This window comes from Mycolicibacterium sp. XJ1819 (assembly GCF_053483675.1).
This window is the reverse complement of the sequence record NZ_JBEFST010000016.1, coordinates 46888-73676: the sequence shown is the minus strand read 5'-3', so window position 1 is coordinate 73676 and position 26789 is coordinate 46888. Positions and strand designations below refer to the sequence as shown.

General features: G+C 67.9%; 24 protein-coding genes and 2 riboswitches. Of the genes, 18 read left to right on the top strand and 6 right to left on the bottom strand.

Going from position 1 to position 26789, the window contains the following annotated elements:
* Window positions 1-31: 31 nt before the first annotated feature.
* The 18 genes from ABQE89_RS18400 to ABQE89_RS18315 all read left to right on the top strand — a co-directional run bounded on the left by ABQE89_RS18400 (window position 32) and on the right by ABQE89_RS18315 (window position 17477).
* Entirely contained in the window at window positions 32-685 is a 654-nt protein-coding gene (locus ABQE89_RS18400; RefSeq protein ID WP_448419192.1) for a TetR/AcrR family transcriptional regulator, read from the top strand.
* A gap of 164 nt (window positions 686-849) precedes the next feature.
* Window positions 850-1443, top strand: a complete 594-nt coding sequence (locus ABQE89_RS18395; RefSeq protein ID WP_448419190.1) for a 2-oxoacid:ferredoxin oxidoreductase subunit gamma family protein — start codon at window positions 850-852, stop codon at window positions 1441-1443.
* Window positions 1440-1670: a 4Fe-4S dicluster domain-containing protein gene (locus tag ABQE89_RS18390; protein WP_448419188.1), complete on the top strand. Its 231-nt coding sequence runs from the start codon at window positions 1440-1442 to the stop codon at window positions 1668-1670. The genes ABQE89_RS18395 and ABQE89_RS18390 overlap by 4 nt, the downstream gene beginning before the upstream one ends.
* Entirely contained in the window at window positions 1619-2743 is a 1125-nt protein-coding gene (locus ABQE89_RS18385) for a thiamine pyrophosphate-binding protein (protein WP_448419186.1), read from the top strand. Before ABQE89_RS18390 ends, ABQE89_RS18385 begins: the two co-directional genes overlap by 52 nt.
* 170 nt (window positions 2744-2913) lie before the next feature.
* The gene (locus ABQE89_RS18380; protein ID WP_448419184.1) at window positions 2914-3537 is read left to right on the top strand and encodes a thiamine pyrophosphate-dependent enzyme; all 624 of its coding nucleotides are present in this window, start codon (window positions 2914-2916) and stop codon (window positions 3535-3537) included.
* Window positions 3534-4958 (top strand): class I adenylate-forming enzyme family protein, encoded by a 1425-nt coding sequence (locus ABQE89_RS18375; RefSeq protein WP_448419182.1) that lies wholly within the window; start codon window positions 3534-3536, stop codon window positions 4956-4958. Before ABQE89_RS18380 ends, ABQE89_RS18375 begins: the two co-directional genes overlap by 4 nt.
* Window positions 4959-5100: 142 nt before the next feature.
* A complete protein-coding gene (gene secA2, locus ABQE89_RS18370; protein ID WP_448419180.1) occupies window positions 5101-7437 on the top strand; it encodes an accessory Sec system translocase SecA2 in 2337 nt (778 codons plus the stop codon).
* 9 nt (window positions 7438-7446) lie between these two features.
* On the top strand, window positions 7447-8028 hold the full coding sequence (locus ABQE89_RS18365; RefSeq protein WP_448419178.1) for a CDP-alcohol phosphatidyltransferase family protein: 582 nt from the start codon (window positions 7447-7449) through the stop codon (window positions 8026-8028).
* Window positions 8025-8924, top strand: coding sequence for a DUF881 domain-containing protein (locus tag ABQE89_RS18360; RefSeq protein ID WP_448419176.1), 900 nt, complete (start codon window positions 8025-8027; stop codon window positions 8922-8924). Before ABQE89_RS18365 ends, ABQE89_RS18360 begins: the two co-directional genes overlap by 4 nt.
* A gap of 11 nt (window positions 8925-8935) precedes the next feature.
* Window positions 8936-9268, top strand: a complete 333-nt coding sequence (locus tag ABQE89_RS18355; RefSeq protein WP_448419174.1) for a small basic family protein — start codon at window positions 8936-8938, stop codon at window positions 9266-9268.
* A 3-nt stretch (window positions 9269-9271) separates the two neighbouring features.
* Complete coding sequence (locus ABQE89_RS18350; RefSeq protein ID WP_448419172.1) at window positions 9272-10105, top strand: DUF881 domain-containing protein; 834 nt, start codon at window positions 9272-9274, stop codon at window positions 10103-10105.
* A 22-nt stretch (window positions 10106-10127) separates the two neighbouring features.
* Complete coding sequence (gene gcvH / locus ABQE89_RS18345; RefSeq protein WP_448419170.1) at window positions 10128-10523, top strand: glycine cleavage system protein GcvH; 396 nt, start codon at window positions 10128-10130, stop codon at window positions 10521-10523.
* A 153-nt stretch (window positions 10524-10676) separates the two neighbouring features.
* Window positions 10677-11156 carry a glycogen accumulation regulator GarA gene (gene garA, locus ABQE89_RS18340; protein WP_448419168.1) on the top strand — a complete coding sequence of 160 codons (480 nt, stop codon included), beginning with the start codon at window positions 10677-10679 and terminating at the stop codon, window positions 11154-11156.
* A 25-nt stretch (window positions 11157-11181) separates the two neighbouring features.
* The gene (ftsR, locus tag ABQE89_RS18335) at window positions 11182-11943 is read left to right on the top strand and encodes a transcriptional regulator FtsR (protein WP_448419166.1); all 762 of its coding nucleotides are present in this window, start codon (window positions 11182-11184) and stop codon (window positions 11941-11943) included.
* A gap of 60 nt (window positions 11944-12003) precedes the next feature.
* Complete coding sequence (locus tag ABQE89_RS18330; RefSeq protein ID WP_448419164.1) at window positions 12004-12498, top strand: bifunctional nuclease family protein; 495 nt, start codon at window positions 12004-12006, stop codon at window positions 12496-12498.
* A gap of 225 nt (window positions 12499-12723) precedes the next feature.
* Window positions 12724-13347 carry a MerR family transcriptional regulator gene (locus tag ABQE89_RS18325; RefSeq protein WP_448419162.1) on the top strand — a complete coding sequence of 208 codons (624 nt, stop codon included), beginning with the start codon at window positions 12724-12726 and terminating at the stop codon, window positions 13345-13347.
* Window positions 13348-13388: 41 nt separating this feature from the next.
* Window positions 13389-13487: riboswitch (glycine riboswitch) on the top strand.
* A riboswitch (glycine riboswitch) is annotated at window positions 13488-13600 on the top strand.
* Between the two features lie 51 nt (window positions 13601-13651).
* Entirely contained in the window at window positions 13652-16498 is a 2847-nt protein-coding gene (gcvP, locus tag ABQE89_RS18320) for an aminomethyl-transferring glycine dehydrogenase (RefSeq protein ID WP_448419160.1), read from the top strand.
* Between the two features lie 103 nt (window positions 16499-16601).
* Window positions 16602-17477 (top strand): alpha/beta fold hydrolase, encoded by an 876-nt coding sequence (locus ABQE89_RS18315; protein ID WP_448419159.1) that lies wholly within the window; start codon window positions 16602-16604, stop codon window positions 17475-17477.
* Here ABQE89_RS18315 and ABQE89_RS18310 read toward each other — a convergent pair.
* The 6 genes from ABQE89_RS18310 to ABQE89_RS18285 all read right to left on the bottom strand — a co-directional run bounded on the left by ABQE89_RS18310 (window position 17474) and on the right by ABQE89_RS18285 (window position 26763).
* Entirely contained in the window at window positions 17474-19525 is a 2052-nt protein-coding gene (locus ABQE89_RS18310) for a vWA domain-containing protein (RefSeq protein ID WP_448419157.1), read from the bottom strand. The genes ABQE89_RS18315 and ABQE89_RS18310 overlap by 4 nt on opposite strands.
* Before the next feature lie 35 nt (window positions 19526-19560).
* Window positions 19561-21774 (bottom strand): malate synthase G, encoded by a 2214-nt coding sequence (locus ABQE89_RS18305; RefSeq protein WP_448419155.1) that lies wholly within the window; start codon window positions 21772-21774, stop codon window positions 19561-19563.
* A gap of 28 nt (window positions 21775-21802) precedes the next feature.
* Entirely contained in the window at window positions 21803-22723 is a 921-nt protein-coding gene (locus ABQE89_RS18300; protein ID WP_448419153.1) for a 3-methyladenine DNA glycosylase, read from the bottom strand.
* Window positions 22704-23765 (bottom strand): hemolysin family protein, encoded by a 1062-nt coding sequence (locus ABQE89_RS18295; RefSeq protein WP_448419151.1) that lies wholly within the window; start codon window positions 23763-23765, stop codon window positions 22704-22706. The genes ABQE89_RS18300 and ABQE89_RS18295 overlap by 20 nt, the downstream gene beginning before the upstream one ends.
* Window positions 23762-25123 carry a hemolysin family protein gene (locus ABQE89_RS18290; protein ID WP_448419149.1) on the bottom strand — a complete coding sequence of 454 codons (1362 nt, stop codon included), beginning with the start codon at window positions 25121-25123 and terminating at the stop codon, window positions 23762-23764. Before ABQE89_RS18290 ends, ABQE89_RS18295 begins: the two co-directional genes overlap by 4 nt.
* 203 nt (window positions 25124-25326) lie before the next feature.
* Entirely contained in the window at window positions 25327-26763 is a 1437-nt protein-coding gene (locus ABQE89_RS18285; RefSeq protein WP_448419147.1) for a GuaB1 family IMP dehydrogenase-related protein, read from the bottom strand.
* Between the last annotated feature and the right edge of the window lie 26 nt (window positions 26764-26789).

Genomic DNA, 26789 nt, shown 5'->3' with positions numbered 1-26789 from the left:
GGGTCACAATCGTGAGACGGACCATGGCCACATGAGTGATGCCCCGGCCAGGCGGAGTCCGCTGACGCAGCCGGAGCCGTTGGTCGAAACCGCGGTATTGCGCGGTGCAGAGCGCCACCTGGCTTCAGCGCAGTCGGACGTGACGCGGATCATGGCCGCGGCATACCGAGTGATCGGCCGCACGGGCACATTGGATTTCACGATGCGCGACCTGCTGGCCGAGGCCGGATTGTCCACCCAGGGCTTCTACCGCTACTTTCCCAGCAAAGGACATCTGGTGGCCGCCCTGCTGGAGGAGGGCCAACGCATCCTCGTCGACTACCTGCGACGTCGAATTGCGGGCGGCCATACCCCGGCAGAAAAGGTGGCGGCCTGGATCGAAGGGGTTATGGCCCAGGTCATCGACGCAGAGGCGCGAACCCGCACCAGACCCTTCCTCGTGGACCCGAAATATCCGCAACTGCTCACCTCCAGCAAAGACGCACTGGTGGCGCTGCTGGAGGATGCCATCACCTCGCCGAGTCGACCCCGCAGGCCGGCCGGCGGACGCGCCGACGCCGAGTTCGTGTTCCATACCGCGCTGTCGGTCATGACTGAATATGCCTTCCTCGACGAGGCGCCGCCGCGCGAGTTCGTCGACGAGCTGGTCAGCTTCTGCTTGCGCGCCATCGAAGGGAACCGCTGAGCGCGGAGCGGCTGCTCGTCGCAACGCCCAGCCGGCTGAGAAGTCGGCATTACCCGCTGACCCACATGCCAATTGGCCCGTCGCTCGCTACCTACTGGACCTCACCATAAACCAGTGTTACGTTCAGAGAACATTGATGTGCCTGAGCAGAACATTGTTTTGAGGTGGACGTGGAACTTGAAATCGTGCTAGTCGGAATAGGTGGTCAGGGCATCCAATTGGCCGCCAAGGTCCTGGCGACGAGCGCGGCCGCCGAAGGCCGCGAAACGATGGTCTTCGGTCGATACGGGGGCAGCATGCGTGGCGGGGACACCCGGGCCACTGTTGTCATTTCGGATCGGCCCATCACCAGCCCGCCCACCGTGCCGGCGGTCTGGTTTGCGCTGGCGCTCCATGACCGCTACTGGGCCGATACCGGTGGGCGGGTCCGAAGCGGCGGCGTCGTCGTCATCGACGCCGACGTCTTCACCCGCGAAGTCGAGCCGGCGGGCTGGTCTCTGACGGGGGTGCCCGCCACCAAGATGGCAACGCAGCTGGGCAATCCGCGGTCGAGTTCGATGGTGGCGCTGGGTGCGCTGGTGGCGATCACCGGGATCGTTTCCGTCGGCTCGCTGGAGCACGCCGCGTTGAATGTGCTGCCTCCGTATCGATCTCAACACGCCGAAGCAATCCAGGTCGCGCTACGCGCGGGATACGACTCCTACCTTGCTCACCAGCGTGTAGCACCGCAGTGGTTCTCGGCGCAGGCGACGGCATGAGCGCAAGCACGCAGCGCGGGACGCTGGGCACCGTGGTCATCGATATCCCGGCCTGCAAGGGCTGCGAACTGTGTGTGGTCGTGTGCCCGCCCCGGGTGCTGGAGATGGCCGAGGAGCACAACGAGCAGGGATATCGCTATCCGCGATTGCTAGAGGGCTGCATCGCCTGCGGATTGTGCGCGCAGATCTGCCCGGACACGGTATTCCAGGTTTGGAGATTCACATGAAACGACTGCTGGAAGGCTCCGAAGCCCTGGCCGAGGCGATGGTCGCCGCCGGATGCCGGTTCTTCACCGGATACCCGATGACCCCGTTCACCGAGCTCCTTGAACACATGGCGAAGCTGTTGCCGCCGGTCGACGGGACTTGTATCAACGCCGAGAGCGAACTGGAAGCCGTCGGCATGTCCTGGGGGGCGGCCGCTACCGGAACACGCGCGGCGACCGGATCGGTGGGACAGGGACTTGCCCTGATGATGGAATCCATCACCGAGATGGCGGTTGCGCGAATTCCGCTCGTCGTCGTCAATATGGCACGCACCTCCGACTACTTCCAGATGACCCGTGGCGGCCACGGCGATGCACGGCGGATCGTGCTGGCGCCCAGCAACTTGACCGAGGGATGCAAGCTGATTCAGTCGGCGTTCGACCTCGCTGACCACTGGCGCACCCCGGTCGTCGTCATGGGCGATTACTACCTTGCGCACGTCCAGGAAGCCGTCGAGGTCAATCCAGTCACCGCGCTGTCACCAGCTGATAAGCCGTGGGCCCTCGACGGTTCCTCCGGCGGCACCGGACACGCGAAAATCCTGTCGCCCATCCATGAGACGAAGTTCGGTGATGTGCAAGAGATTTCGTACGGTCGGAAGTTGGAGCTGAGCGATGATCTCAATGCGATGATGGCACGTGGCGTCGAACCGTTGTCCGAATGCCTGGTGGATGACGATTGCGAACTGTTGATCGTCGCGCAGGGTGTGGCGGCGCGATTCATGCGGTATGTAGTGGATCGCCTACGCGCCCAAGGATATCCGGTCGGCTTCTTCCGCCCGATCACGTTGTGGCCGTTTCCGTCCAGTGCGCTCGCACGCGCCGCTCGGCAGGCGCGCGCAGTCGCAGTCTATGAACTCAACTCCGGCCAGATGATCGAGGACGTCAGGCTCTCGATCCAGGGTGAACGTCCGGTGACCTTCATCGGACGGACTAGCTTCGACGACGACGGTTTCGGCATCGCACCGGACCTCGACGTCGCCGTTCTCGAGCAGAAGGTGCTCGCCCATTTCGACGCTGAGAAAGACAGGTGACGTCGTCAATGACGAAATCCAGCATCAAGAACACCACCCCTGACCGACCTGCCCGTCGCACGCGGGATTTCCTCCCGGAACTCCAGTTGACCGGCCAGCACAACTTGTGCCCGGGCTGCGGTGAGCCGTTGGTCATGCACAACGTCGCCGAACTGATAACCGAACTCGGCATGGCGCAGCGCACCATTGCAGTCTTCGGCGTGGGCTGTTACTTGAGCCTGGGGCCCGCCTTCGATATCGAAATCCTGCAGGCCTTGCACGGTCGGGCACCGTCGGTAGCCACCGGTGTCAAACGAGTCCACACCGACCGTTTGGTGTTCACCGTGCAGGGCGACGGCGACATGGTCAACGAGGGCCTGCAGGAGGTCATTCACACCGCTGCCCGCGGCGAATCCGTGACCTGCATCTTGCTGAACAACGGAGTCTTCGGCGAAACCGGGGGGCACATGACCAGCACCACCGTTCTGGGTCAGCGCACCAAGAACACGCTGGATGGGCGGGATAGCGCCGCGCATGGATATCCGATCGGCCTCGCGGAGATGTTGGCACCGCTGCAGGGCGTCGCCTTCGTGGCACGCGGTGCGGTCAACAACCCTGTCAACATCACGAAGACCCGACGAATCCTCAAGCGGGCCTTTCAATCACAGATCGCCGGGCAGGGCTTCAGTCTGGTCGAGATCCTCACGATGTGCCCGACCGGGTGGTTCACCGAACCTGTGGATGCCACCGACTACCTCGATTCGTCACTGGCCGCCACCCACAAGCTCGGTGTATTGCGAGAGCACTCGCGATGACCGACCTGACGTTCCACTCGATCATCGACGCACCCGCGCGGGCATTTCCGGATCGGGTGGCGGTGATCCACGAGGGGCGTACCGCAACCTTCCGTCAGATCGCAGACAGCAGTGCGCGATTGGCCGGTACCCTGGCGAGGCGGGGCATCGGGACGGGTGACCGGGTTGCCTTCATCGGCTCGACGGGCATCGAAGCCGTTGTCCTCGGCTTCGCGGTGTCTCGCCTCGGTGCCATGCTGGCCCCACTCAATCCGGCAGCCAGCACCGGCGAACGCCAAGCCTGTTTGGATCTGATCGCGCCGGCGATGACGCTGAGCTACGACGGGTCGGAGAGCACGGTCGCGATCGGCGACCTGCTCGACAGCCAGTCCACCGACGCTCCGACCCATGAGGCCGACGAACGCCTGACTCACGTGGTGTTTCTCACCAGCGGTACCACAGGCGCGCCAAAGGGCGTCGAGATCTCGCAACGAGCGAGCTGGATTCGCAGCCGATCGCTGGCGCCGGCCTATCCGCGCGGTCCGTTTCTGTGCTTGTTCCCCTTCTTCCACATGGCCGGCTGGACGCTGTCTCAGGCCTCCTGGATGGTCGGCACGACCGTAGTTTTCGCCGACGGTGGAGACACCGACGCGATCATCGACGCGGTGCAGACCCACGCCGTCGAACGCACCTATGTCGTCCCTCCGGTGCTGCGCCGCATCCTGGAATCCGGGGCCGATGCAGCGACGATGCCTTCGCTCACCACCCTCGACACCGGTAGCTCGTCGATAGCCCGCGACCTGATCACCATGCTGTGGCAATGCTTTCCGAACTGTCAGACCTCGATTGCCTACGGTTCCACCGAAGCAGGTGTGGTCAGTGTGCTGCCGCCGCACGACGTGGCTCGGCGGTACTCCAGCGTCGGTCCGCCGCTGCCGGGAGTCGAGGCACGACTGGCCGATGAGGAGTTGTGGGTCCGCACGCCAGCGCTTTTCACGCGCTACATCGACGACTCGGTGGCTACCTCGAAGGTGCTTCACGACGGCTGGTATCGCACCGGGGAACTCGGCGAGATCAGCGATGACGGCTACCTCACGATCCGCGGCCGGGCCACCGAGATCATCCGCACGGGTGCCGAGACGGTCAGTCCAAGCGAAGTCGAGGCGGTGCTGCGGTCCTATCCGGGAATCGACGACGTGGCCGTGATCGGTCTACCCGATCCAGACTGGGGTGAGATCGTGACAGCGGTGGTCGTCACCAACGGCCCCACGCCTGCGGTCGACGAGCTGCGCAACCACTGTGCCGGCCGGCTCTCCAGGCACAAGCATCCGCGGCGGGTGCTGGCGATGCCCGGTATCCCCCGGACCGCATCGACTCAACAGGTCCAGCGAAAGGCGCTGCTGAGTCAGGTGCTGCAGAGTGGCGAGTTGATGGAGCGCTGAGGCAGTGATCGGGCAGAGACCGAGCCGTGGGGAAAGCGTCGACGGTGCTGCTGTGAGCGTGCGCAAACTCTGGTGTTTGCCCGGCGTGTCGTCCTCTGACACGCCCGCTCGCCGGAAATCGGGGGCCGCGTACCGTAAAGCTGTGGCGAAGACGAAGACCCGCACCTCAGGTCGGGTGAGTAATCGGTTCTGGAAACTGCTCGGCGCCAGCGCCGAACGGGATCAGGCGCGCTCGTTGGCGCAGGTTCGCGCGTCGGCGGAGTTCGCCGACAAGGCCGCGGGCCTCGACGACGAGCAGCTGCTCAAGGCCGCGCAACTGCTGAACCTCGACGACCTCACCGACTCCGACGACATCCCGCAGTTCCTGGCGATCGCCAGGGAGGCCGCCGAGCGCACCACCTCGCTGCGGCCCTTCGACGTGCAGTTGCAGGGCGCGTTGCGGATGCTGGCCGGCGACGTCGTCGAGATGGCCACCGGCGAGGGCAAGACGCTGTCGGGCGCAATCGCCGCCGCGGGCTACGCGATCGCGGGCCGCAGCGTGCACGTCATCACCATCAACGACTACCTGGCCCGCCGCGACGCCGAATGGATGCGGCCCCTGCTGGAGGCGCTGGGCCTGACCGTCGGCTGGATCACCGCCGACTCCACCGCCGAGCAGCGGCGCGCGGCCTACACCCGCGACGTCACCTACGCCTCGGTCAACGAGATCGGGTTCGACGTGTTGCGCGACCAACTCGTCACCGACGTCGCCGACCTGGTGTCGCCCAATCCGGACGTGGGCCTGATCGACGAGGCCGACTCGGTGCTCGTCGACGAGGCGCTGGTGCCGCTGGTGCTGGCCGGCACGTCGCACCGGGAGACCCCGAAGGTCGAGATCATCCGCATGGTGGGCGAACTCGACCCCGGTAAGGACTACGACACCGACGCCGAGAGCCGTAACGTCCACCTGACCGAGTCCGGCGCCAAGAAGATGGAGGCCAAGCTCGGCGGCATCGACCTGTACTCCGAGGAACACGTCGGCACCACGCTGACCGAGATCAACGTCGCGCTGCACGCGCACGTCCTGCTGCAACGCGACGTGCACTACATCGTCCGCGACGACGCCGTCCACCTGATCAACGCCTCCCGCGGCCGCATCGCCCAACTGCAGCGGTGGCCCGACGGCCTGCAGGCCGCGGTGGAGGCCAAGGAGGGCATCGAGACGACCGAGACCGGTGAAGTCCTGGACACCATCACCGTGCAGGCGCTGGTCAACCGCTATCCGACGGTGTGCGGCATGACGGGCACCGCGCTGGCCGCCGGTGAGCAGCTGCGCCAGTTCTACAAACTCGGCGTGTCTCCGATACCGCCGAACACGCCCAACATCCGGGAGGACGAGCCCGACCGGGTGTATGTCACCGCGGCGGCGAAGAACGCCGCGATCGTCGAGCACATCAAGGAAGTGCATGCGACCGGGCAGCCGGTGCTGGTGGGCACCCGCGACGTGGCCGAATCCGAGGATCTGCACGAGAAACTGGTCAAGGCCGGTGTGCCCGCGGTCGTGCTCAATGCGAAGAACGACGCCGAGGAGGCCGCGGTGATCGCCGAGGCCGGCAAGCTTCGCACCGTCACGGTGTCCACCCAGATGGCCGGGCGCGGCACCGACATCCGGCTCGGCGGGTCCGACGTCGACGACGAGTCCACCCAGAAGAAGCAGGTCGCCGAGCTGGGCGGACTGCACGTCATCGGCACCGGTCGGCACCACACCGAACGGCTGGACAACCAGTTGCGCGGGCGCGCCGGGCGCCAGGGCGATCCCGGATCGTCGGTGTTCTTCTCGAGTTGGGAGGACGACGTGGTCGCGGCCCACCTCGAACAGGGCAAGCTGCCGACCCAGACCGACGAGAACGGCCGGGTGCTCAGCCCCAAGGCGGCCAGCATGCTCGAACACGCCCAGCGCATCGCCGAGGGCAAGATGCTCGACATCCACGCCATGACGTGGCGCTACAACCAGCTCATCGCGCAGCAGCGGGCCATCCTGGTGGAGCGCCGCAACACGCTGCTGCGCACCCCGACCGCCCGCGAGGAGCTGGCCGAACTGTCCCCGCAGCGCTACCGGGAACTGGAGGCCGAACTGGGCGAGGAGAAGCTGGAGAAGATCTGCCGGCTGATCATGCTTTATCACCTCGACCGTGGCTGGGCCGATCACCTGGCGTTCCTGTCCGACATCCGGGAGAGCATCCATCTGCGGGCGCTGGGCAGGCAGAATCCGCTCGACGAGTTCCACCGGATGGCCGTCGACGCGTTCGCCTCGCTGGCCGCCGACGCCATCGAGGCCGCGCAGCAGACGTTCGACACCGCGCCGTCGATCGAAGACGAGCCGGGCGTGGACCTGTCCAAGCTGGCACGACCGACCTCGACGTGGACATACATGGTGCACGACAACCCGCTGGCCGACGACACGATGTCGGCGCTGAGCCTGCCGGGAGTGTTCCGCTAGGTTAGCGCCATGGCGGACGGGCGGGTGCTCACGGTGCCCAACGTGCTCAGCGCGCTGCGCCTGCTGCTGGTCCCGGTGTTCCTGTGGCTGTTGTTGGTGGCCGACGCGACCGGGTGGGCGGTGGCGGTGCTGATGTTCAGCGGGTTCTCCGACTGGGCCGACGGCAAGATCGCCCGGCTGGTCGACAACCAGTCGTCCCGGCTCGGTGAGTTGCTCGACCCGGCCGTCGACCGCATCTACATGGTCGTCATCCCGGTCGCGATGGCGATCCACGGCTCGCTGCCGTGGTGGATCGTGCTCACGTTGATCGGCCGCGACGTGGTGCTCGCCGCCACGCTGCCGCTGCTGCGCAGCCGCGGGCTCACCGCGCTGCCGGTCACCTACATCGGCAAAGCGGCGACCTTCGCCCTGATGTCCGGGCTTCCGCTGATCCTTCTGGGGCAGTGGGACGCCCTGTGGAGCCGGGTGATCGGTGCCTGCGGTTGGGGCTTTCTGATCTGGGGCCTGGCGATGTATGTGTGGTCGGGTGTGCTGTACCTGATCCAGGTGGCGATGGTGATGCGTGAACTGCCGCCGGTGCGGCAACGATGAACATGCTGGGCGGCTTCGATCCGCAGGCCGGTCGCAACGCCCACCGGGCGGACCGGCCGACGCTGATCCCGGTGCCCTCGCTGCTGCGCTCGCTGTTGTCCGAACACCTCGACCCCGGCTACGCGGCGGCCGCCGAGGCGAAGGCAGGCGGGCGGCGCCGCAAACGGTGGCAGTCGTGGGCCTGGCAACTGTGCGGGGCGCTGCTGATCGCGGCGGTGTTCGCCGGCGCGGTGGCTCAGGCCCGCAGCACCGCACCGGGCATCTCAGAGACTCAGCGGGCGCTGGTGGCCAGCGTGCGTTCGGCCGAAGACGCTACGGCCGAGAGCAATTCGCGCCGTGACGCGCTGTCGCTGGAAGTCGACGCCCTGCGGCGGCAACGCCTCGAGGGCGACGCCCGCGGCCAGCAACTGCTCGAGCAACTCGACGAGGCGGGCTTCGCCGCGGCGGCGGCCCCGGTACGCGGACCCGGCCTGACGGTCACCGTCACCGATCCAGGCGTCACCGGGAACCTCAGCGACGTGTCCAAGGAGCGGGTGGCGGGCAGCCGGCAGACGATCCTCGACCGCGACCTTCAGCTCGTGGTCAACTCGCTGTGGGTCGCAGGCGCCGAGGCGATCTCGGTCGGTGGCGTGCGCGTCGGGCCCAACGTGACCATCCGGCAGGCGGGGGGCGGCATCCTGGTCGACAATCAACCCATCAGCAGCCCGTACACCATCCTCGCGATCGGACCACCGAACGCGATGCAGGACGTCTTCGACCGCAGCCCCGGCCTGCAGCGCCTGCGGCTACTGGAGGCGTCATACGGGGTGGGGGCCGAGGTGAGCGCCACCGACTCGCTGACGCTGCCCGCCGGCTCAGTTCGAGAGATCAATTTCGCCAAACAGATTGGGCAGTAAGGTCCACACAGATGATCGGAATCGCCGCACTCGTCATCGGGATCGTGTTGGGGCTGGTGTTCAGCCCCGACGTGCCCGAATTCGTCCAGCCGTATCTGCCCATCGCCGTGGTCGCGGCCCTCGACGCGGTGTTCGGCGGGCTGCGGGCCTACCTGGAGCGGATTTTCGACTCCAAGGTGTTCGTGGTGTCGTTTGTGTTCAACGTGCTGGTGGCCGCGCTCATCGTCTATCTCGGGGACCAGCTCGGCGTCGGCACACAGCTGTCCACCGCCATCGTCGTGGTGCTGGGCATCCGCATCTTCGGCAACGCGGCCGCCTTGCGGCGCAGGCTATTCGGCGCGTGACCCGTGGCTGAACACACACCCGAGCAACCCACCGGACCCAAACACGGGGGCCGCCACCAACTGGCGCCCGACGAACCCGCACCCGAGATCGGCCGACTGCGCGGCGGGGGACTGGCGGGTCTGCGGGGGCGCAGCCGCTCGCAGCTGGTGTTCGGCGCGCTCGCGGTGCTGCTGTGCCTGCTGCTCGGCGTCGCCATCGTCACCCAGGTCCGCCAGAACGAGTCGGGTGACACGCTGGACACCGCCCGGCCCGCGGACCTGCTGGTGCTGTTGGACTCGCTGCAGCAACGTGAGGCAGCGCTGAACACCGAGGTGACCGAACTGCAGCGCACGTTGGCTCAGCTACAGGCCTCCGGCACCAGCGACCAAGCCGCCATCGAGAACGCCCAGGCCCGGCTGGCCGCGCTCGCGATCTTGATCGGCACGGTGCCCGCGACCGGGCCGGGGGTGACGCTGACGATCACCGACACCACCCCGGGGGTACCTGCGGAAAGCCTGCTTGACGTGATCAACGAACTGCGCAACGCAGGCGCCGAGGCCATGGAGGTCCGGGGTAGCGACGGCGACAGACAAATCTCGGTGCGCGTCGGGGTGGATACCTGGGTGGTCGGCTCGCCGGGCGCCCTGATCGTCGACAACGCGACCCTTCACCCCCCGTATTCGATTCTGGCCATTGGGGATCCGCCCACCCTGGCTGCGGCGATGAACATTCCCGGGGGTGCGGTGGACAGTGTCGAACGCGTGGGCGGCACGATGGTAGTCGAGCAGTCCGAGCGCGTGGACGTGACCGCCTTGCGGCAACCGAAACCGCGCCAATACGCTCAGCCAGTCAAATGATTTCTTGCAGCCAAGGAGCGCCGTGAGCGAAATCCCAGCCGACCTGACCTACACCGATGAGCACGAGTGGGTGAAGCGCACCGGTGACGACACGGTGCGTGTCGGCATCACCGACTACGCCCAGTCCGCACTGGGCGACGTCGTGTTCGTGCAGCTACCCGACGTCGGCGCCGAGGTGACCGCGGGGGAGTCGTTCGGGGAGGTGGAGTCCACCAAGTCGGTTTCGGACCTTTACGCACCTGTCAGCGCGAAAGTTGTTGCCGTCAACGGTGATCTGGAAGGTGCGCCGGAACTGATCAACTCCGATCCGTACGGCGAGGGGTGGCTGGTGGACCTGCAGGTCGACGCCGCCGCACTCGACGACGCCCTGGGCGGCTTGCTCGACGCCGACGGCTACCGCGCCGCGGTCGGTGAATGACAAGTTGTTAGGGTTTGCAAACCGGACGCCAATCCGATGGCAGATCCGGCGGTGGTGGGCACAACGACGTCTACTGCGCGGTACGGTCGAAGCTAGACGGTGTACGCCGGAGGCCAGGCCTGTATCGCCACAGCAGCCAGTTAGGAGCAGCGGGTGACGCAAAACGACCAGAACTCTGGGGCTGACCAGACGTCTGACGAAGTCACCGTGGAGACGACTTCGGTTTTCCGCGCCGACTTCCTCAACGAGCTGGACGCCCCGGCGGCGGCGGGCACCGAGGGCACGGTCTCGGGCGTCGAGGGCCTGCCGGCGGGCTCGGCCCTGCTCGTCGTCAAGCGCGGCCCCAACGCCGGTTCGCGGTTTCTTCTGGACCAGCCGATCACGTCGGCCGGACGCCACCCCGACAGCGACATCTTCCTCGACGATGTCACGGTGAGCCGCAGGCACGCCGAGTTCCGCCTCGAAGGCGGCGAGTTCCAGGTGGTCGACGTCGGCAGCCTCAACGGCACCTACGTCAACCGTGAGCCGGTGGACTCCGCGGTGCTGGCCAACGGCGACGAGGTGCAGATCGGCAAGTTCCGGCTGGTGTTCCTCACCGGACCCAAGAGCGACGACAGCGGTCCGGGCAGCTAGCAGTGAGCGCGCGCGGGAAGAGTAGATGACACAACCCGGCGTCCACACCCCGCTGTCGGGAATGTCGATCGGCGCAGTCCTGGATCTGCTGCGACCGGACTTCCCGGACGTGACCATCTCCAAGATCCGGTTCCTGGAGGCCGAGGGGCTGGTCACCCCGGAGCGCACCGCGTCGGGATATCGCCGGTTCACCGCCTACGACTGCGCCCGCCTGCGGTTCATTCTCACCGCGCAGCGCGACCACTACCTGCCGTTGAAGGTGATCAAGGCCCAACTCGACGCTCAGCCCGACGGGGAACTTCCCGAAAGCGGATCCGCTTACGGCGTACCGCGTTTGGTTCCGGTGACGGCCACCTCGGAGTCCTCGGGTTCGGAGGCCGCCGAGGCCGGGGTGGCCCGCACGCAGGTCCGGTTGTCCCGCGAGGACCTGCTGGCCCGCTCGGGTGTCGACGAGGATCTGCTCAACGCCTTGGTGAAGGCCGGGGTGATCACGCCGGCCTTCAAGGGGCCCGGCGCGGCGTTCTACGACGAGCATTCGGTGGTCATCGCACAGTGCGCGCGGGCGCTCGCGGACTACGGGGTGGAACCCCGGCATCTGCGCGCGTTCCGGTCGGCCGCCGACCGCCAGTCCGACCTGATCGCCCAGATCGCCGGGCCGGTGGTCAAGGCGGGGAAGGCGGGGGCGCGCGACCGCGCCGACGACCTGGCCCGCGAGGTGGCCGCGCTGGCGATCACGTTGCATACGTCGTTGATCAAGTCCGCTGTGCGCGACGTACTGGACCGGTGAGGATTAGACTCGAAATCAAGGCTTTTTGGCAGGCTTCTTTCGTGCGGAGGGCAGACACAGATGGGTGAGGTTCGTGTGGTCGGCATTCGCGTGGAGCAGCCCCAGAACCAGCCGGTGTTGCTGCTCCGAGAGTCGAATGGCGACCGCTATCTGCCGATCTGGATCGGCCAGTCGGAGGCCGCCGCGATCGCACTGGAACAGCAGGGGGTGGAGCCCGCGCGGCCGCTGACCCACGACCTGATCCGAGATCTCATTGCCGCGCTTGGTCATTCGCTCAAGGAAGTGCGTATCGTCGACCTGCAGGAAGGCACCTTCTACGCGGATCTGATCTTCGACCGCGACATCAGGGTGTCGGCGCGGCCGTCGGATTCGGTGGCCATCGCGCTGCGCGTGGGCGTGCCGATCTACGTCGAGGAGGCTGTGCTGGCCGAAGCCGGTCTGCTGATCCCCGACGAGAGCGACGACGAGGCCTCCGGCGCGGTCCGCGAGGACGAGGTGGAGAAGTTCAAGGAGTTTCTCGACAGCGTGTCGCCCGACGATTTCAAGGCGACCTGACAACCGCCGGCAACTGCCGTTTTGTCACGGATGCGTCTCGTCGACGCCGACACGCGGGGTGGGTTTCATCCAACGGTGGCCCGGGCAGCCATACTTTGACGTGCCGGACCGATCGATGGACAGTCGCAGGCTCGGCGGAAAGCGTATGCTCGACATACTCGGGCTTTGGCAAAGGTGCGCCCACGCAGGTCACAGACGCGTGTTGGACGGCGAGAGGATTCGAAAGTGGGAGACACGCCACGTCAAGAGCAGCTGGACCTGTCGTCCGGCGGTGGCCCCGCAGATTCGGACCTGACGGCTCCCAGCGAACCCATCCAGGCGGGTCTGTTCCCTGATGACTCGGTGCCCGACGAACTCGTCGGCTACCGCGGGCCGAGCGCCTGCCAGATCGCCGGGATCACCTATCGCCAGTTGGACTACTGGGCGCGCACCTCCCTGGTGGTGCCGTCCATCCGCGGCGCCGCGGGCTCGGGCAGCCAGCGGCTGTACTCGTTCAAAGACATCCTGGTGCTCAAGATCGTCAAGCGCCTGCTGGACACCGGCATCTCGCTGCACAACATCCGTGTCGCGGTGGACCACCTGCGCCAACGCGGGGTGCGCGATCTGGCCAACATCACGTTGTTCTCCGACGGCACCACGGTCTACGAGTGCACCTCCGCCGAGGAAGTGGTGGACCTGCTGCAGGGCGGCCAGGGCGTGTTCGGCATCGCTGTCTCCGGCGCCATGCGGGAGCTGACCGGCGCGATCGCCGACTTCCCCGGTGAGCGGGCCGACGGCGGCGAATCCATCGCCGCCCCCGAGGACGAACTCGCCTCCCGCCGCAAGCACCGCGACCGCAAGATCGGCTAGTTCCCCACCGGGTTCGCACGCAGGTAGAATCGCTCGCGCATCGCCCTTGCATGGGAGAGTTCCGTGACCGCCAGTCACGGACGCCGAAGGAGCAACACCTCTCCGTCAAACTCTCAGGCACCCGGGACCGTGTAAGGCCACGATGCCTCTGGAAAGCGGTGAGCTCAGCGCTTGCCCGCCCATGGGGAAAGGCGCACTTTCGAGCCGCCGAATCTCTCAGGCGCCCGTAGTGGGTGACGACAGAGGGAGAGGAACCAAGCGGTACCCACCGGCATGGGACCTCTACGGACTGGAGTAGTCGCCAGTGTTCGATCCCGACCAACCCGCCTTCGTCGACCGGCACATCGGACCGGACTCCGACGCGGTCGCGACGATGCTCACCACGATCGGTGTCGCATCGCTCGACGAACTCGCCGAGAAGGCGCTGCCTGCGGGCATCCTCGACCCGTTGTCCGCCGACGGGGTGGCGCCCGGCCTCGACCAGTTGCCGCCGGCCGCCACCGAGGAGCAGGCGCTGGCCGAACTGCGTGCGCTGGCCGACTCCAACACCGTCGCGGTGTCGATGATCGGGCAGGGGTACTTCGACACGCACACCCCCGCCGTGCTGCGCCGCAACATCCTGGAGAACCCCGCCTGGTACACCGCCTACACGCCATATCAGCCCGAGATCAGCCAGGGTCGGTTGGAGGCGATGCTGAACTTCCAGACCATGGTCAGCGACCTGACCGGTCTCGAGGTGGCCAACGCCTCGATGCTCGACGAGGGCACCGCCGCGGCCGAGGCGATGACGCTGCTGCACCGGGCGACCCGCGGATCGTCGAACCGGTTGGCCGTCGACGCCGACCTCTACCGCCAGAGCGCCGCCGTGCTGGCCACCCGCGCCAAACCGCTCGGCATCGAGATCGTCACTGCCGACCTGCGGCAGGGTCTGCCCGAGGGTGACTTCTTCGGCGTCATCGTCCAGCTGCCGGGGGCCAGCGGCGCGGTCGTCGACTGGAGCGAGTTGACCGCCCAGGCGCACGAACGCGGGGCGCTGGTCGCGGTCGGCGCAGACCTGTTGGCGCTGACGTTGATCACGCCGCCCGGCGAGATCGGCGCCGACGTCGCCTTCGGCAGCACCCAGAGATTCGGTGTGCCAATGGGATTCGGGGGTCCGCACGCGGGATACCTGGCCGTGCAGACCAAGCACGCCCGGCAGTTGCCCGGCCGACTGGTGGGGGTTTCCGTGGACGCCGACGGCGCGCCCGCCTACCGGTTGGCGCTGCAGACCCGTGAGCAGCACATCCGCCGCGACAAGGCCACCAGCAACATCTGCACCGCCCAAGTGCTGTTGGCCGTCATGGCGGCCATGTACGCCAGTTACCACGGCGCCGACGGGCTGACCCGGATCGCGCGCCGGGTGCACGGTCGCGCCCGCGCGGTGGCGGCCGGCTTGGCAGCGGCCGGTGTCGAACCGGTGCACGACGCGTTCTTCGACACCGTGCTGGCCCGAGTTCCCGGTCAGGCCGCGGCGATCCGCGACAAGGCCAAGGCGCGGGGCATCAACGTGTGGGTGGTCGACAACGATCACGTGTCGGTGTCCTGCGACGAGGTCACCACCGACGACCACGTCGACGCGGTGCTGTCGGCCTTCGGCGCCTCGCCGGCCGCTGCCGAGTTCAGCGGGCCCGACATCGCCACCCGCCGTTCGGAGTTCTTGACCCACCCCGCGTTCACCCGGTACCGCACCGAAACCGAGATGATGCGGTATCTGCGGTCGTTGGCGGACAAGGACATCGCGCTGGACCGCAGCATGATTCCGCTCGGCTCGTGCACGATGAAGCTCAATGCCGCCGCCGAGATGGAGCCCATCACCTGGCCGGAGTTCGCGCGTCAGCATCCGTTCGCTCCGGCGGCCGATGCGCCCGGACTGCGCAAGCTGATCGCCGACCTCGAGTCGTGGCTGACCGCGATCACCGGATACGACGCGGTGTCGCTGCAGCCCAACGCGGGATCGCAGGGTGAGTACGCGGGCCTGCTCGCAATACAGGCCTACCACGCCGAGCGGGGCCAGGCCGAGCGCGACGTGTGCCTGATCCCGTCCAGCGCGCACGGCACCAACGCGGCGTCGGCCGCGCTGGCGGGCATGCGGGTGGTGGTGGTGGCCTGCCGGGAAAACGGCGACGTCGACCTGGACGATCTGCGCGCCAAGGTCGCCGAGCATGCCGACCGGTTGTCGGCGTTGATGGTGACCTACCCGTCCACCCACGGCGTCTTCGAGCACGACATCGCCGACATCTGCGCGGCCGTACACGATGTCGGCGGCCAGGTGTACGTCGACGGCGCGAACCTCAACGCGCTGGTGGGCCTGGCCCGGCCCGGCCGCTTCGGTGGCGATGTCAGCCACTTGAACCTGCACAAGACGTTCTGCATCCCGCACGGTGGCGGCGGTCCCGGCGTCGGCCCGGTGGCGGTGCGCGAGCACCTGGCGAAATATCTGCCCGGTCACCCGTTGGCCGACGAATTGCCCGACGAGCACACCGTGTCGTCGGCACCTTACGGATCGGCGTCGATCCTGCCGATCACCTGGGCCTACATCCGCATGATGGGCGCCGACGGGTTGCGTGCGGCGACGTTGACCGCAATCGCCTCGGCCAACTACATCGCGCGCCGTCTCGACGAGTACTACCCGGTGCTCTACACCGGCGAGCACGGCATGGTGGCCCACGAGTGCATCCTGGACCTGCGGACGATCACCAAGCAGACCGGCGTCACCGTCGACGATGTCGCAAAACGCTTGGCGGACTTCGGGTTCCACGCCCCGACGATGAGCTTCCCGGTGGCCGGCACGCTGATGGTGGAGCCCACCGAGAGCGAGAGCCTCGATGAGATCCATTCATTCTGTGACGCGATGATCGCGATCCGCGCCGAGATCGACAAGGTGGGCACCGGCACCTGGCCCGTCGACGACAACCCTCTGCGCGGCGCGCCGCACACGGCCGAATGCCTGATGGTCACCGACTGGGAACATCCCTACACCCGCGAGCAGGCGGCCTATCCGCTCGGCAAGAACTACCGGCCCAAGGTGTGGCCGCCGGTGCGCCGGATCGACGGCGCCTACGGCGACCGCAACCTGGTCTGCTCCTGCCCTCCGGTGGAGGCCTTCGCCTGACGCGTAGGGTCTACCTTCCCCGCCGAACGTTGATTACCGCTTGATAATTCGCCAATTCTTCGAGCGGTAATCAACGTTCGGCGACTAGCGTAGGGTCGCAGGGGTGTTGCCGGCGAGCGTGGCGCAGTGGCGTGATGGCGGCCGATGGCTGGACACCCCCACCGGCCGGGTGTTCGTCCGGTCGCAGACCGGCGACGGCCCCACCGTGCTGCTGCTGCACGGGTTTCCGTCCAGTTCGTTCGACTACCGGCACGCGGTGGCCCATCTGGCCGGGCGGGCGTGGGTGACGTTGGACTTCTTGGGGTTCGGACTGTCGGACAAGCCACGACCGCACCACTACAGCCTGTTCGAGCAGGCCGATATCGTGCAGACCGTCGTCAACGAGACGACGTCAGGGCCGGTGGCGCTGGTCGCACACGACATGGGGACCTCGGTGGGCACCGAGTTGCTGGCGCGAGATCTGCAGGGCGCGTTGCCATTCGAGTTGCAATGCGCGGTGATCGGCAACGGCAGCGTGATCCTGGAGCGAGCCAGCCTGCGTCCCGCGCAGAAGCTGCTGCGCAGCCCGCTGGGCCCGGTGCTGGCCCGGGTGTCGAGGCGGTCGGCCTTCGTCCGCGGATTCGGCAGGCTGTTCAGCGCCCACCACCCACTGTCGGCCGAGGAGGGTGATGCGCAGTGGGCGCTGTGGGCGCACCACGACGGTCACCGCATCGCGCACCTGCTGATCTCCTACCTCGACGAACGGGTCCGCTACGCGTCGCGGTGGCATGGCGCGGTGCGGGACTGGCCCAAACCGCTGAGCTTCCTGTGGGCGCTCGACGACCCGGTCGCGACCACCGATGTGCTGGCCGGTCTGCGCGAACTGCGGCCCGCCGCAGACGTCGTCGAACTGCCCGGCGTCGGGCACTACCCGCAGGTGGAGGTGCCCGACGTGTTCATGCGTGCCGCGCTGAGCCTGCTGTCAACGGCGTCGCACTAGGCCACGAACCGCGCGATGGCGGCGGTCAGTTCCGGCGATGCCGAACTGGCCAGGTTCTCGTAACCGCCACCGCTGATCTGCGCGACGGCTTCCCAGGTGGGGCGGTCGGAGTCGGAGTCGAAATCGATCACGTTCACCGCGATCGGGCGGGCGGGGTCGAACGCGCCGCGGATGAAGTCCTGAAGGCCCGCCCCGTCCAGGGTGCGGTCGGTGTGCGGCCCCGTGGTGATGACGAGGATCGAATTCTGCTGTCCCTCGCGGTAATTCTTCTTGGCCTCTTCGTAGACCAACCGCAGCGTGGTGTAGGACACCGCACCGCCTCCGGATGCGGTCTGGGAGTCCAGCGCCGCGGACAGTTCGTCCGACCTGGGCCTGCCGTCGACAGGCTCGGACAGCGGCCCCGTCGGAACCTCCGACTGGCCCCGGACCCCGTCGAAGGTCCACAAGCCGACCGCGGCGTCCGGCGGCAACGCCTGCAGGCGCGCGTCGAGTGCGGTGACCACGTTGGCCAACCGGGAGGTGCCGCCCTCCTGGTTGGGCATCGACTGGTCCAGCATGACCGTCACCGCCGGAGGTCCCGACGGGGCGGTCAGCGCATCGGCCAGCGTGGCGCGCTGGGCGTCGTCGCCCACCGACAGCGGCTCGGAAACCGGGGCGAAGTCGGTGACATCGCTTTGCGGCGGTGTGCCGCCCTCGGTGCGAAAGCCCGCCGCGGCCAGGTCGGCGAGCTGTTCGGGTTTGCGCATGAACCGGGAGAACTCGCTTGCCGCCCGGACCTGTTCCTGCGACAGCCAGTCACCGGTCAACAGCACCGTCGGATAGTCCGCCATGGCGGTCGGCCCCGGCGGTAGCCAGCCCGCCAGGACGTCTTTCGCATCGGGCAGCGATGACGCCTTCTGGTAGAGCTGCTGTTCGGTGGTGACCACGGCGTGCACCGGTGCGCTCGCCGGATCACGGGCGCCGACCAGCGCGTCCATCGCGGCCGCGCCGGTGTCGTCGGTGAGCTCGGGCTGACCCGCCAGCAACGAGTTCACCGCGCCCAGTCCGGCGCTGGGCGGCTGGCCGTCGGGCGCCGACGCCGCCGCGACGGCCTCGGCGGCCAGGTAGGACGCGTCGCTGTCGCCGATGCGGGGCAGCGCCAGCCGCAGGGGTCCCCAGCCCGCCAACCCCAGCGCGTCCAGCGCCATGGGGTTGGTCTGCAGGGCCGGTAATGTTGCCCAATTCTGTTGTGCCAACGCCTGTTTGAGCGGTGGCCTGACGGCGAGCAGGACGGGGGAAGTGACCAGGGAGCGGCTGTCGCTGACGATCTTGGCCTCCGCCGCGGTCTGGAGCCGGGCCGCCGAGACGGAGCTGGCCGGAATCCACAGGGCCGGTCGCTCACCCAGTTCGGCCGGCCAGGTGTCGGTGAGCCCGTTGACCACCTGGTCGGGGGCGGCGGGTTTGACCCCGACCTTGACGCAGCGGTCGCCCACGGGCGCGGCGGTCTCGTTGTAGGTGTTGGCCAGCGTCTGGACATGCTCGGAGATCGACGGATCGGCCAGCACCGCGACGGCCAGCTCGCCGTCGACGCAGCGCGCCGCCGCGACGTCGCTGCGACTGGACAACGCGTCGCCGAAGAAGCGCCACAGGATGAACGCACCGACCAGCACGACCACGGTGACCAGCGCGACGATGACCCCGACGCTGACCGGGCGCCTGCCGGTGGTCACCGCACGGTGGCTGCCGGTCCATTCGCCGTTTTCCCAGCCCCCGGTGTGCTGGGGACCGGAGCGGAACCGGGGCACCGAGGTGTCGGAGGTGTCCGCAATGTCGGAGGTGTCCGAGGTGTCCGAGGTGTCGTCGCGACGGTCCTCGACGTCGAACCCCTCGTCGAACGCCGGCTCATCGTCGAATGGCTCCTCGAACGACGGATCCTGGTAACCGGACCAGTCCGAACCGCGGTAATCCGGTGTGCCGTAGACGGGTTGGCCGAACCGCTCGGTCTCGGCCTCGTCGTGGCGCCCGTCGTCCGGCGAATCCTCGGGATCGGGAAGCCTATGCCTGCCCACCGCTGACCTCGTGCCCGCGTCCTCGACCCATCGGATCAACCACCGCTATTGGCCGCCTTGAATTCGCGACGGCGCCGGTGCAGGATCGGCTCGGTGTAGCCGTTGGGCTGATCGGCGCCGGACAGAATCAGTTCCTGGGCGGCCAAGAACGCGATGCTGGCCTCCGGGTCGGGCGCCATCGGACGGTACTTCTCGTCGTCGGCGTTCTGCTCGTCGACCACCGCGGCCATCCGGCGCAGACTGGTCTTCACATCGTCCTCGGTGATCACGCCGTGGCGCAGCCAGTTCGCCAGCAGCTGACTGGAGATGCGAAGCGTCGCACGGTCTTCCATCAGCGCGACGTTGTGGATGTCGGGCACCTTGGAGGATCCGACGCCCTGGTCGATCCAGCGCACCACATAGCCGAGGATCGACTGGCAGTTGTTGTCGACCTCCTCACGGATCTCCTCGGGCGCCCACGCCAACTCCTTGGCCAGCGGGATGGTGAGCAGTTGGTCGATGGTCGCGCGGCGTTTACCCGCGAGTTGCTTCTGCACCTCGGCGACGTCGACCTGGTGGTAGTGCATGGCGTGCAGAGTCGCCGCCGTCGGAGACGGCACCCAGGCGGTGTTCGCGCCCGCCTTGGGCTGGCCGATCTTCTGCTCGACCATGTCGGCCATCAGGTCGGTCATCGCCCACATGCCCTTGCCGATCTGGGCGCGCCCGACGAAACCGGTCGCCAGACCGGCGTCGACGTTGTTGTCCTCATACGCCAGGATCCAGGGCTGGGTCTTCATGGCGCCCTTGCGGATCATCGGGCCGGCTTCCATCGAGGTGTGGATCTCGTCGCCGGTGCGGTCCAGGAAGCCGGTGTTGATGAACACCACCCGTTCGGACGCGGCCTTGATGCACGCCCTCAGGTTGACGGTGGTGCGACGTTCCTCGTCCATGATGCCGACCTTGAGGGTGTTCTGCGGCAACCCGAGCACGTCCTCGACGCGGCTGAACAGGTCGACGGTGTAGGCGACCTCGTCGGGACCGTGCATCTTGGGCTTGACGATGTAGACCGACCCGGTGCGGCTGTTGACCATCGGGCCGTTGGCCTCGCCCGCCCGCAGCCCGTGGATGGCGATCAGACCGGTGAACAGCGCGTCCTGGATGCCCTCGTACACCTCCGACTCCTGGCCGTCGGGCCCGGTGCGCAGGATCGCGTCGTTGGTCATCAGGTGCCCGACATTGCGCACGAACAGCAGGCTGCGGCCGGGCAGGGTGAGCTCGCCGGACCCGGAACCGCGGTCGGGGGTGCTGTAGGTGCGGTCCTCGTGGAGCACCCGGGTGAAGGTGGTGCCGTCCTTGGTGACCTCCGCGGACAGGTCGCCGCGCATCAGGCCCAGCCAGTTGCGGTAGGCGGCCGTCTTGTCCTCGGCGTCGACGGCGGCCACCGCGTCCTCGAAGTCGATGATCGTGGTGACCGCGGACTCCAGCACGACGTCCTTGATGCCGGCGGCGTCGGTGGACCCGACGGGGGAGTCGGGGTCGACCAGGATCTCGATGTGCAGGCCGTTGTTGCGCAGCAGCACCGACCACTGCGGCGAGCCGAGCTCGCCGGTGTAGCCGACGAACTGCTCGGGGGTGGCCAGCGCGGTGGTCTGATCCGCCAGCGCGACGACCAGGTGACCGTCCTCGATGCGCAGGCCGGTGGCCTCGCTCCACTTTCCGTCGGCCAGCGGCACGGCCTCGTCGAGGAAGCCGCGGGCGTAGGCGATGACCTTGTCGCCGCGGACCTTGTTGTAACTGGTGCCCTGCTCGGCGCCGTCGGTTTCGGGGATGACGTCGGTGCCGTAGAGCGCGTCGTAGAGCGACCCCCAGCGGGCGTTGGCGGCGTTGAGCGCAAACCGGGCGTTGGTCACCGGGACCACCAGCTGCGGACCCGCGGTGGTGGTGATCTCGTCGTCGACGTTGGCGGTGGTGATGGTGAAGTCCTCGGGCTCGGGCTGCAGGTACCCGATCTCGGTGAGGAACTCGCGGTAGGCGTCGCTGTCGAGCGGCTCGATCACCCGCTGCCGGTGCCACTTGTCGATGCGGGCCTGCAGATCGTCGCGGCGCGCCAGCAACTCCTCGTTGCGCGGCGTCAGATCGGCGACCACCTTGTCCACTCCCGACCAGAAAGTGTCGGGGTCCACGTCGGTGCCCGGCAGTGCCTCGTTGTTGATGAAGTCGTACAACACCTGAGCCACGCGCAGGTTCCCTACCGTCACGCGGTCGGTCATGTTTCCTCCCTTTAGCTGTCGCAACAGCTTACCCGTGGGTAACGTCGGCCCTTCGCCGTGCACCGTTGCCCGGCTGTCGGCCCACGCAGGCAAGCAACGCGTCACACCGCTCTGCGAGGGCGGCCCGCAGCGGCTCCGCCCGGTCGGCGATGGCCTGCTGAGTACGAACGTATTCGGCGCGACCGGCCGGTGTCTCGATCGCGATCGGTTCGAATCCGTAGTCGCGAAGATCATAGGGGCTGGCCCGCATGTCGAGTTCACGGGCATGTGCGGCCAGGTCCAGGCAGTCGGTCACGAGTTCGGATTCGACCAGCGGGCCCAGCTTGAACGCCCACTTGTACAGATCCATCGCCGCGTGAAGACAGCCCGGTTGTTCGGACGCGATCTGGTCGTCGCGGGTGAGCTGGTCGCAGTTGCGGCCGGCGGCGGACGCGGTGAAGAAGCGAAACGCGTCGAAATGGCTGCAGCGCAACGGCATCGACTCGACGACGGCGTCGGTGCCCGCGGCCCCCAGCCGCAGCGGGATCTGGGCGTGGCGCGGTGTCGGCGCGCGGTACACCATGGCCCACTCGTGTAACCCGAAGCAGTTCAGCCGCGCCGGTCGGGTGGCCGTGGCCCGCAGCAACCGGGCGATGAACCGCACGGTCTCGGCGCGGGCCGCCAGATGCTCACGGGTGACCGTGACGCCGAGCGCACCGGGCCCGTAGCCGGTGCGGCCCAGGTAACGGCGGGCCGACGCTCCGGCGAGTGCGACGCCGTAGCCAGGATGCCAGGTGCGCAGCTGGCGAGGCCGCAGGCTGTAGTAGGTGAACAAGAACGCCCAGACCGGGTGGTGTGGTCCGGCGGCGTCGCGGTGGTGCGCCAGGAAATCGTCCACCCGCGCCCGGTGCCGACGTGCCCGTGCGGTCCAGTCCTGCTCGGCCAGCACCTCAGACACGGTGGGTTCCATCGCGCACGGTGCCGACGAGGTCCTCGACCAGATCTTCGAGCGCGACCATCGCCGACACACTGCCGTCGGGCGCGGTGAGCAACGCCAGATGGGCCTTGTTGCGCCGCAGCCGCGACAACGCGTCGGGCAGCGACAGCGAGGCCGGCAGTCGGGGCAGTGGGCGCACCATGGCCGCGTCGAGCACGGCGTCGCCGTTGGTCGGCTCCTCGAACTGCGGCAGGACGTCCTTGATGTGCAGGTAGCCGATGTACTCGCCGGACAGGTTGGTCACCGGGAACCGGGAGTAGCCGGTTTCGGCCAGCGCCTGTTCGACCGCCGCGACCGTCGGACCCGCCCCCTCCTCGGCGACCGAGACCGCGCGGATGTCTGTCAACGGCAGGGCCACGTCGTCGGCGACCCGGTTGCGGATCTGCAGGGCGCGGGTCAGCCTGCTGTGCTCTTCAGGATCGAGCAGCCCCACCGACACCGACTCGGCGATCATCTCGGACAGTTCGACGGTCGAGACCGTGACGTCGAGTTCGTCGCGCGGTTCGACGCGAAACGCGCGCAGGGTGATGTTGGCGCACCAGTTGTAGAACGCGATCAGCGGCCTGGCGAAGCGCATCCACACCAGGTAGGTCGGGATCAGCAGCATCGCCGCCGATTCGGGCCCGGCGATGGCGATGTTCTTCGGCACCATCTCGCCGAGCAGTACGTGCAGGATCACCACCACGGCCAGCGCCACCACGAAGGACACGCTGTGCAGAACGGCCTCGGGGATGCCCAGCGCCCCGAACGGTTTCTCCAACAGGTGGGCGACCGCCGGTTCGCCGACGCGGCCCAGCAGGATCGAGCAGATCGTGATGCCCAGCTGGGACCCGGCCAGCATCAGCGACAGCTGCTCGCCGGCACGGATGACCGTCACCGCGCGCTTCTTGCCCTGCTCGGCCAGCGCTTCCAGGCGGTCGCGGCGCGCCGAGATCAGCGCGAACTCCGAGCCGACGAAAAACGCATTGGCCCCGAGCAGCAGCACGGTAAGTAGCACTCCGAAGATGTCGCTCATCGGTGCTCGTCTCCGGTCTGACGTCTGCCCAGCTTGGTCAGCTCCAGCAGGTCGATGCGTCTGCCGTCCATCCGGACCACCGTGGCCAGCCAGCGCACCGGATCCTCCAGCGGACCGTCCGGCTCGAACGCACCCAGTTCGATCGACTCACCCACCTCGGGGATGTGGCCGAGCTTCTCGAGCACCAGTCCGCCGATGGTCTCGTAATCGCCGTCGGGGGCGCGGAACCCGGTGGCGTCGGCCACCTCGTCGATGCGCAGCAGACCCGACACCTGCCAGCCGCGTCCCGCGGGCACGACGCCGGGTGCCTCGAAGTCGTGCTCGTCGCGCACGTCGCCGACGATCTCCTCGATCAGGTCCTCCATCGTCACCATGCCCGCGGTGCCGCCGTACTCGTCGACCACCAACGCGGTCTGCAGACCGTTGGCGCGGATCTGGCTCATCAGCGAGTCACCGTCGAGGGTGGAGGGCACCTTGGCGACCGGCCGCGCGAGCGAGGCCAGCCGCGCGGTGTGGTGTCTGTCGCGGGGCACCTCCACCACCTGCTTGACGTGGGCGATGCCCAGCGTCTCGTCGAGGTCACCGGCGATGATCGGGAATCGGGAGAAGCCGGTCTTGATGGCCGCCGACACCAGGTCGGCGACGGTGTGGTCGGCCTCGAGCGCCTCGATCTTGGACCGCGGAGTCATCAACTCCTCGGCGGTGCGCTCGCCGAACTGCAGGGACCGGTCGACGAGTTGCGCGGTCACCGGGTCCAGCGCGCCGCTGCGTGCGGAGCTTCGCACCAGCGACACCAGTTCCTGTGCCGAGCGCGCCGACCGCAGCTCCTCGGCGGGCTCGATACCCAGCCGGCGCAGGATCCAGTTCGCCGTACCGTTGGTCAGCCGGATCAGCGGGGTGAACACCGCCGAGAACACCAACTGCGGTCCGGCCGACCAGCGCGCCGTCTGCACCGGGCGGGCCACCGCGAGGTTCTTCGGGACGAGTTCCCCGAACACCATCGACAGCGACGTGGCGATCACCACGGCGAAGAACAACGACAGACCGCTCGCGAGCCGCGGCGGCACCCCGATCGCGTCGAGGCCGGGGTGGATCAGCCTCGCGACGACGGGTTCGGCGAGAAAGCCGGTGGCCAATGTGGTGATGGAGATGCCCACCTGCGCGCCGGACAGCTGAAACGACAGCGTGCGGTGTGCCCGGCGCACCATCTGGTCGCGGCGGTTGCCGGTGCGGGCGTTGGCCTCGACGGTGCTGCGTTCCAGCGCGGTCAGCGAGAACTCGGCCGCGACGAACACCGCGGTCCCCGCCGTCAACAGCACGATCGCGCCGATGGCCAGCAGGGACATCGTGAGGGTCATCGGACCCTCGGCATGCGGGCGCCGGGCGGTGTGCCCGGCCCACTAGAGGGGGGCTCGGCGTCGGAGGACTCGCGTCCCGGCCGCTCGGACGGCAAAGCCCGATCGGCATCCGCGGTCTCGACGGGTGCCTGCGGCACGGCGTCCCTTTCGAGTAGACGACTGATGAAAAACATATGGTAGCGGCTGGCGGCGCGGTGTCGGACTCACCAACCGGTGGGCAGCGGATGGCCCTCGGCGAACCCGGCGGGGGACTGCACACCCAGTACCGCCTTCTCGTGCAGTTCGGCGAGGTTGGCGGCGCCCACATAGGTGCATGTGCTGCGCAGGCCCGCGGTGATGTGGTCGAGCAGGTCCTCGACACCGCCGCGGGAGGGGTCCAGGCCCATCCGCGAGGTGGAGATGCCCTCCTCGAACAACGCCTTGCGGGCCTGGTCGAACGGGCTGTCGGTGGAGGTGCGCGCCGCGACCGCGCGTTTGGACGCCATGCCGTAGCTCTCCTTGTACGGCCGGTCCTCGCGGTCGATCATCAGGTCGCCCGGCGACTCGTAGGTGCCGGCGAACCAGGACCCGATCATCACGTTGGACGCCCCCGCGGCCAATGCCAGCGCGACATCGCGTGGATGACGGATACCTCCGTCGGCCCACACGTGAGCTCCGAGTTCCCTTGCGGCTGCGGCACATTCGAGTACCGCCGAGAACTGTGGCCGGCCGACCCCGGTCATCATCCGGGTGGTGCACATCGCGCCGGGGCCGACGCCGACCTTGACGATCGACGCGCCGGCTTCGATCAGGTCCCTGGTGCCCTCGGCCGAGACCACGTTGCCCGCGGCCACCGGCAGCCCGAGGTCCAGCGCGGCCACCGACTCGACGGCGTCGAGCATCTTGATCTGATGGCCGTGCGCGGTGTCGATCACCAACAGGTCCACCCCGGCCTCTGCCAGGGCGCGGGCCTTGGCGCCGACGTCACCGTTGATCCCGACGGCCGCGGCGATGCGCAGCCGTCCGGATGCATCCACCGCGGGGGTGTAGATCCCGGCCCGCAGCGCCCCGGTGCGCGTCAACACCCCGGCCAGTGTGCCGTCGGCCTCGGTCAGGACGGCGACCTCGATCGGGGCGTGTTCGAGCAGGTCGAACACCTTGCGCGGGTCGGTGCCCACCGGCGCGGTGACGAAATCGGACACCGCGACGTCACGGACCCTGGTGAACCGGTCGACGCCGACGCAGTTGGCCTCGGTGACCAGTCCGATCGGTCGATTCTCGAGCACCACCACCGCCGCGCCGTGGGCGCGTTTGTGGATCAACGCCATCGCGTCCGACACCGAGTCGTCGGAGGACAGCACCACCGGGGTGTCCACCACCATGTCGCGGCTCTTGACGAACTCGACGGTCTGTTGCACCGCCGAGATCGGAAGGTCCTGGGGCAGTACGACGATGCCGCCGCGGCGGGCGATCGTCTCGGCCATCCGTCGCCCGGCCACCGCCGTCATGTTCGCGACCACCACCGGGATCGTCGTACCCGACCCGTCCGAGGTGGACAGGTCGACGTCCATCCGCGATTGCACCTCGGAGCGGCCCGGGACGATGAACACGTCGTCGTAGGTCAGGTCGAACCCGGGCTTGTGCCCGTCAAGGAAACGCATCGCCTGCGAGTCTAGTGACGTCGACG

Bases quoted from the DNA above. Each gene is read 5' to 3' on its own strand.
- ABQE89_RS18400 (WP_448419192.1), top strand. From the start codon at position 32: ATGAGTGATGCCCCGGCCAGGCGGAGTCCGCTGACGCAGCCGGAGCCG.
- ABQE89_RS18390 (WP_448419188.1), top strand. From the start codon at position 1,440: ATGAGCGCAAGCACGCAGCGCGGGACGCTGGGCACCGTGGTCATCGAT.
- ABQE89_RS18380 (WP_448419184.1), top strand. From the start codon at position 2,914: ATGGCGCAGCGCACCATTGCAGTCTTCGGCGTGGGCTGTTACTTGAGC.
- ABQE89_RS18375 (WP_448419182.1), top strand. From the start codon at position 3,534: ATGACCGACCTGACGTTCCACTCGATCATCGACGCACCCGCGCGGGCA.
- ABQE89_RS18365 (WP_448419178.1), top strand. From the start codon at position 7,447: ATGGCGGACGGGCGGGTGCTCACGGTGCCCAACGTGCTCAGCGCGCTG.
- ABQE89_RS18360 (WP_448419176.1), top strand. From the start codon at position 8,025: ATGAACATGCTGGGCGGCTTCGATCCGCAGGCCGGTCGCAACGCCCAC.
- ABQE89_RS18355 (WP_448419174.1), top strand. From the start codon at position 8,936: ATGATCGGAATCGCCGCACTCGTCATCGGGATCGTGTTGGGGCTGGTG.
- ftsR (WP_448419166.1), top strand. From the start codon at position 11,182: ATGACACAACCCGGCGTCCACACCCCGCTGTCGGGAATGTCGATCGGC.
- ABQE89_RS18330 (WP_448419164.1), top strand. From the start codon at position 12,004: ATGGGTGAGGTTCGTGTGGTCGGCATTCGCGTGGAGCAGCCCCAGAAC.
- ABQE89_RS18305 (WP_448419155.1), bottom strand. From the start codon at position 21,774: ATGACCGACCGCGTGACGGTAGGGAACCTGCGCGTGGCTCAGGTGTTG.
- ABQE89_RS18300 (WP_448419153.1), bottom strand. From the start codon at position 22,723: ATGGAACCCACCGTGTCTGAGGTGCTGGCCGAGCAGGACTGGACCGCA.
- ABQE89_RS18295 (WP_448419151.1), bottom strand. From the start codon at position 23,765: ATGAGCGACATCTTCGGAGTGCTACTTACCGTGCTGCTGCTCGGGGCC.
- ABQE89_RS18290 (WP_448419149.1), bottom strand. From the start codon at position 25,123: ATGACCCTCACGATGTCCCTGCTGGCCATCGGCGCGATCGTGCTGTTG.
- ABQE89_RS18285 (WP_448419147.1), bottom strand. From the start codon at position 26,763: ATGCGTTTCCTTGACGGGCACAAGCCCGGGTTCGACCTGACCTACGAC.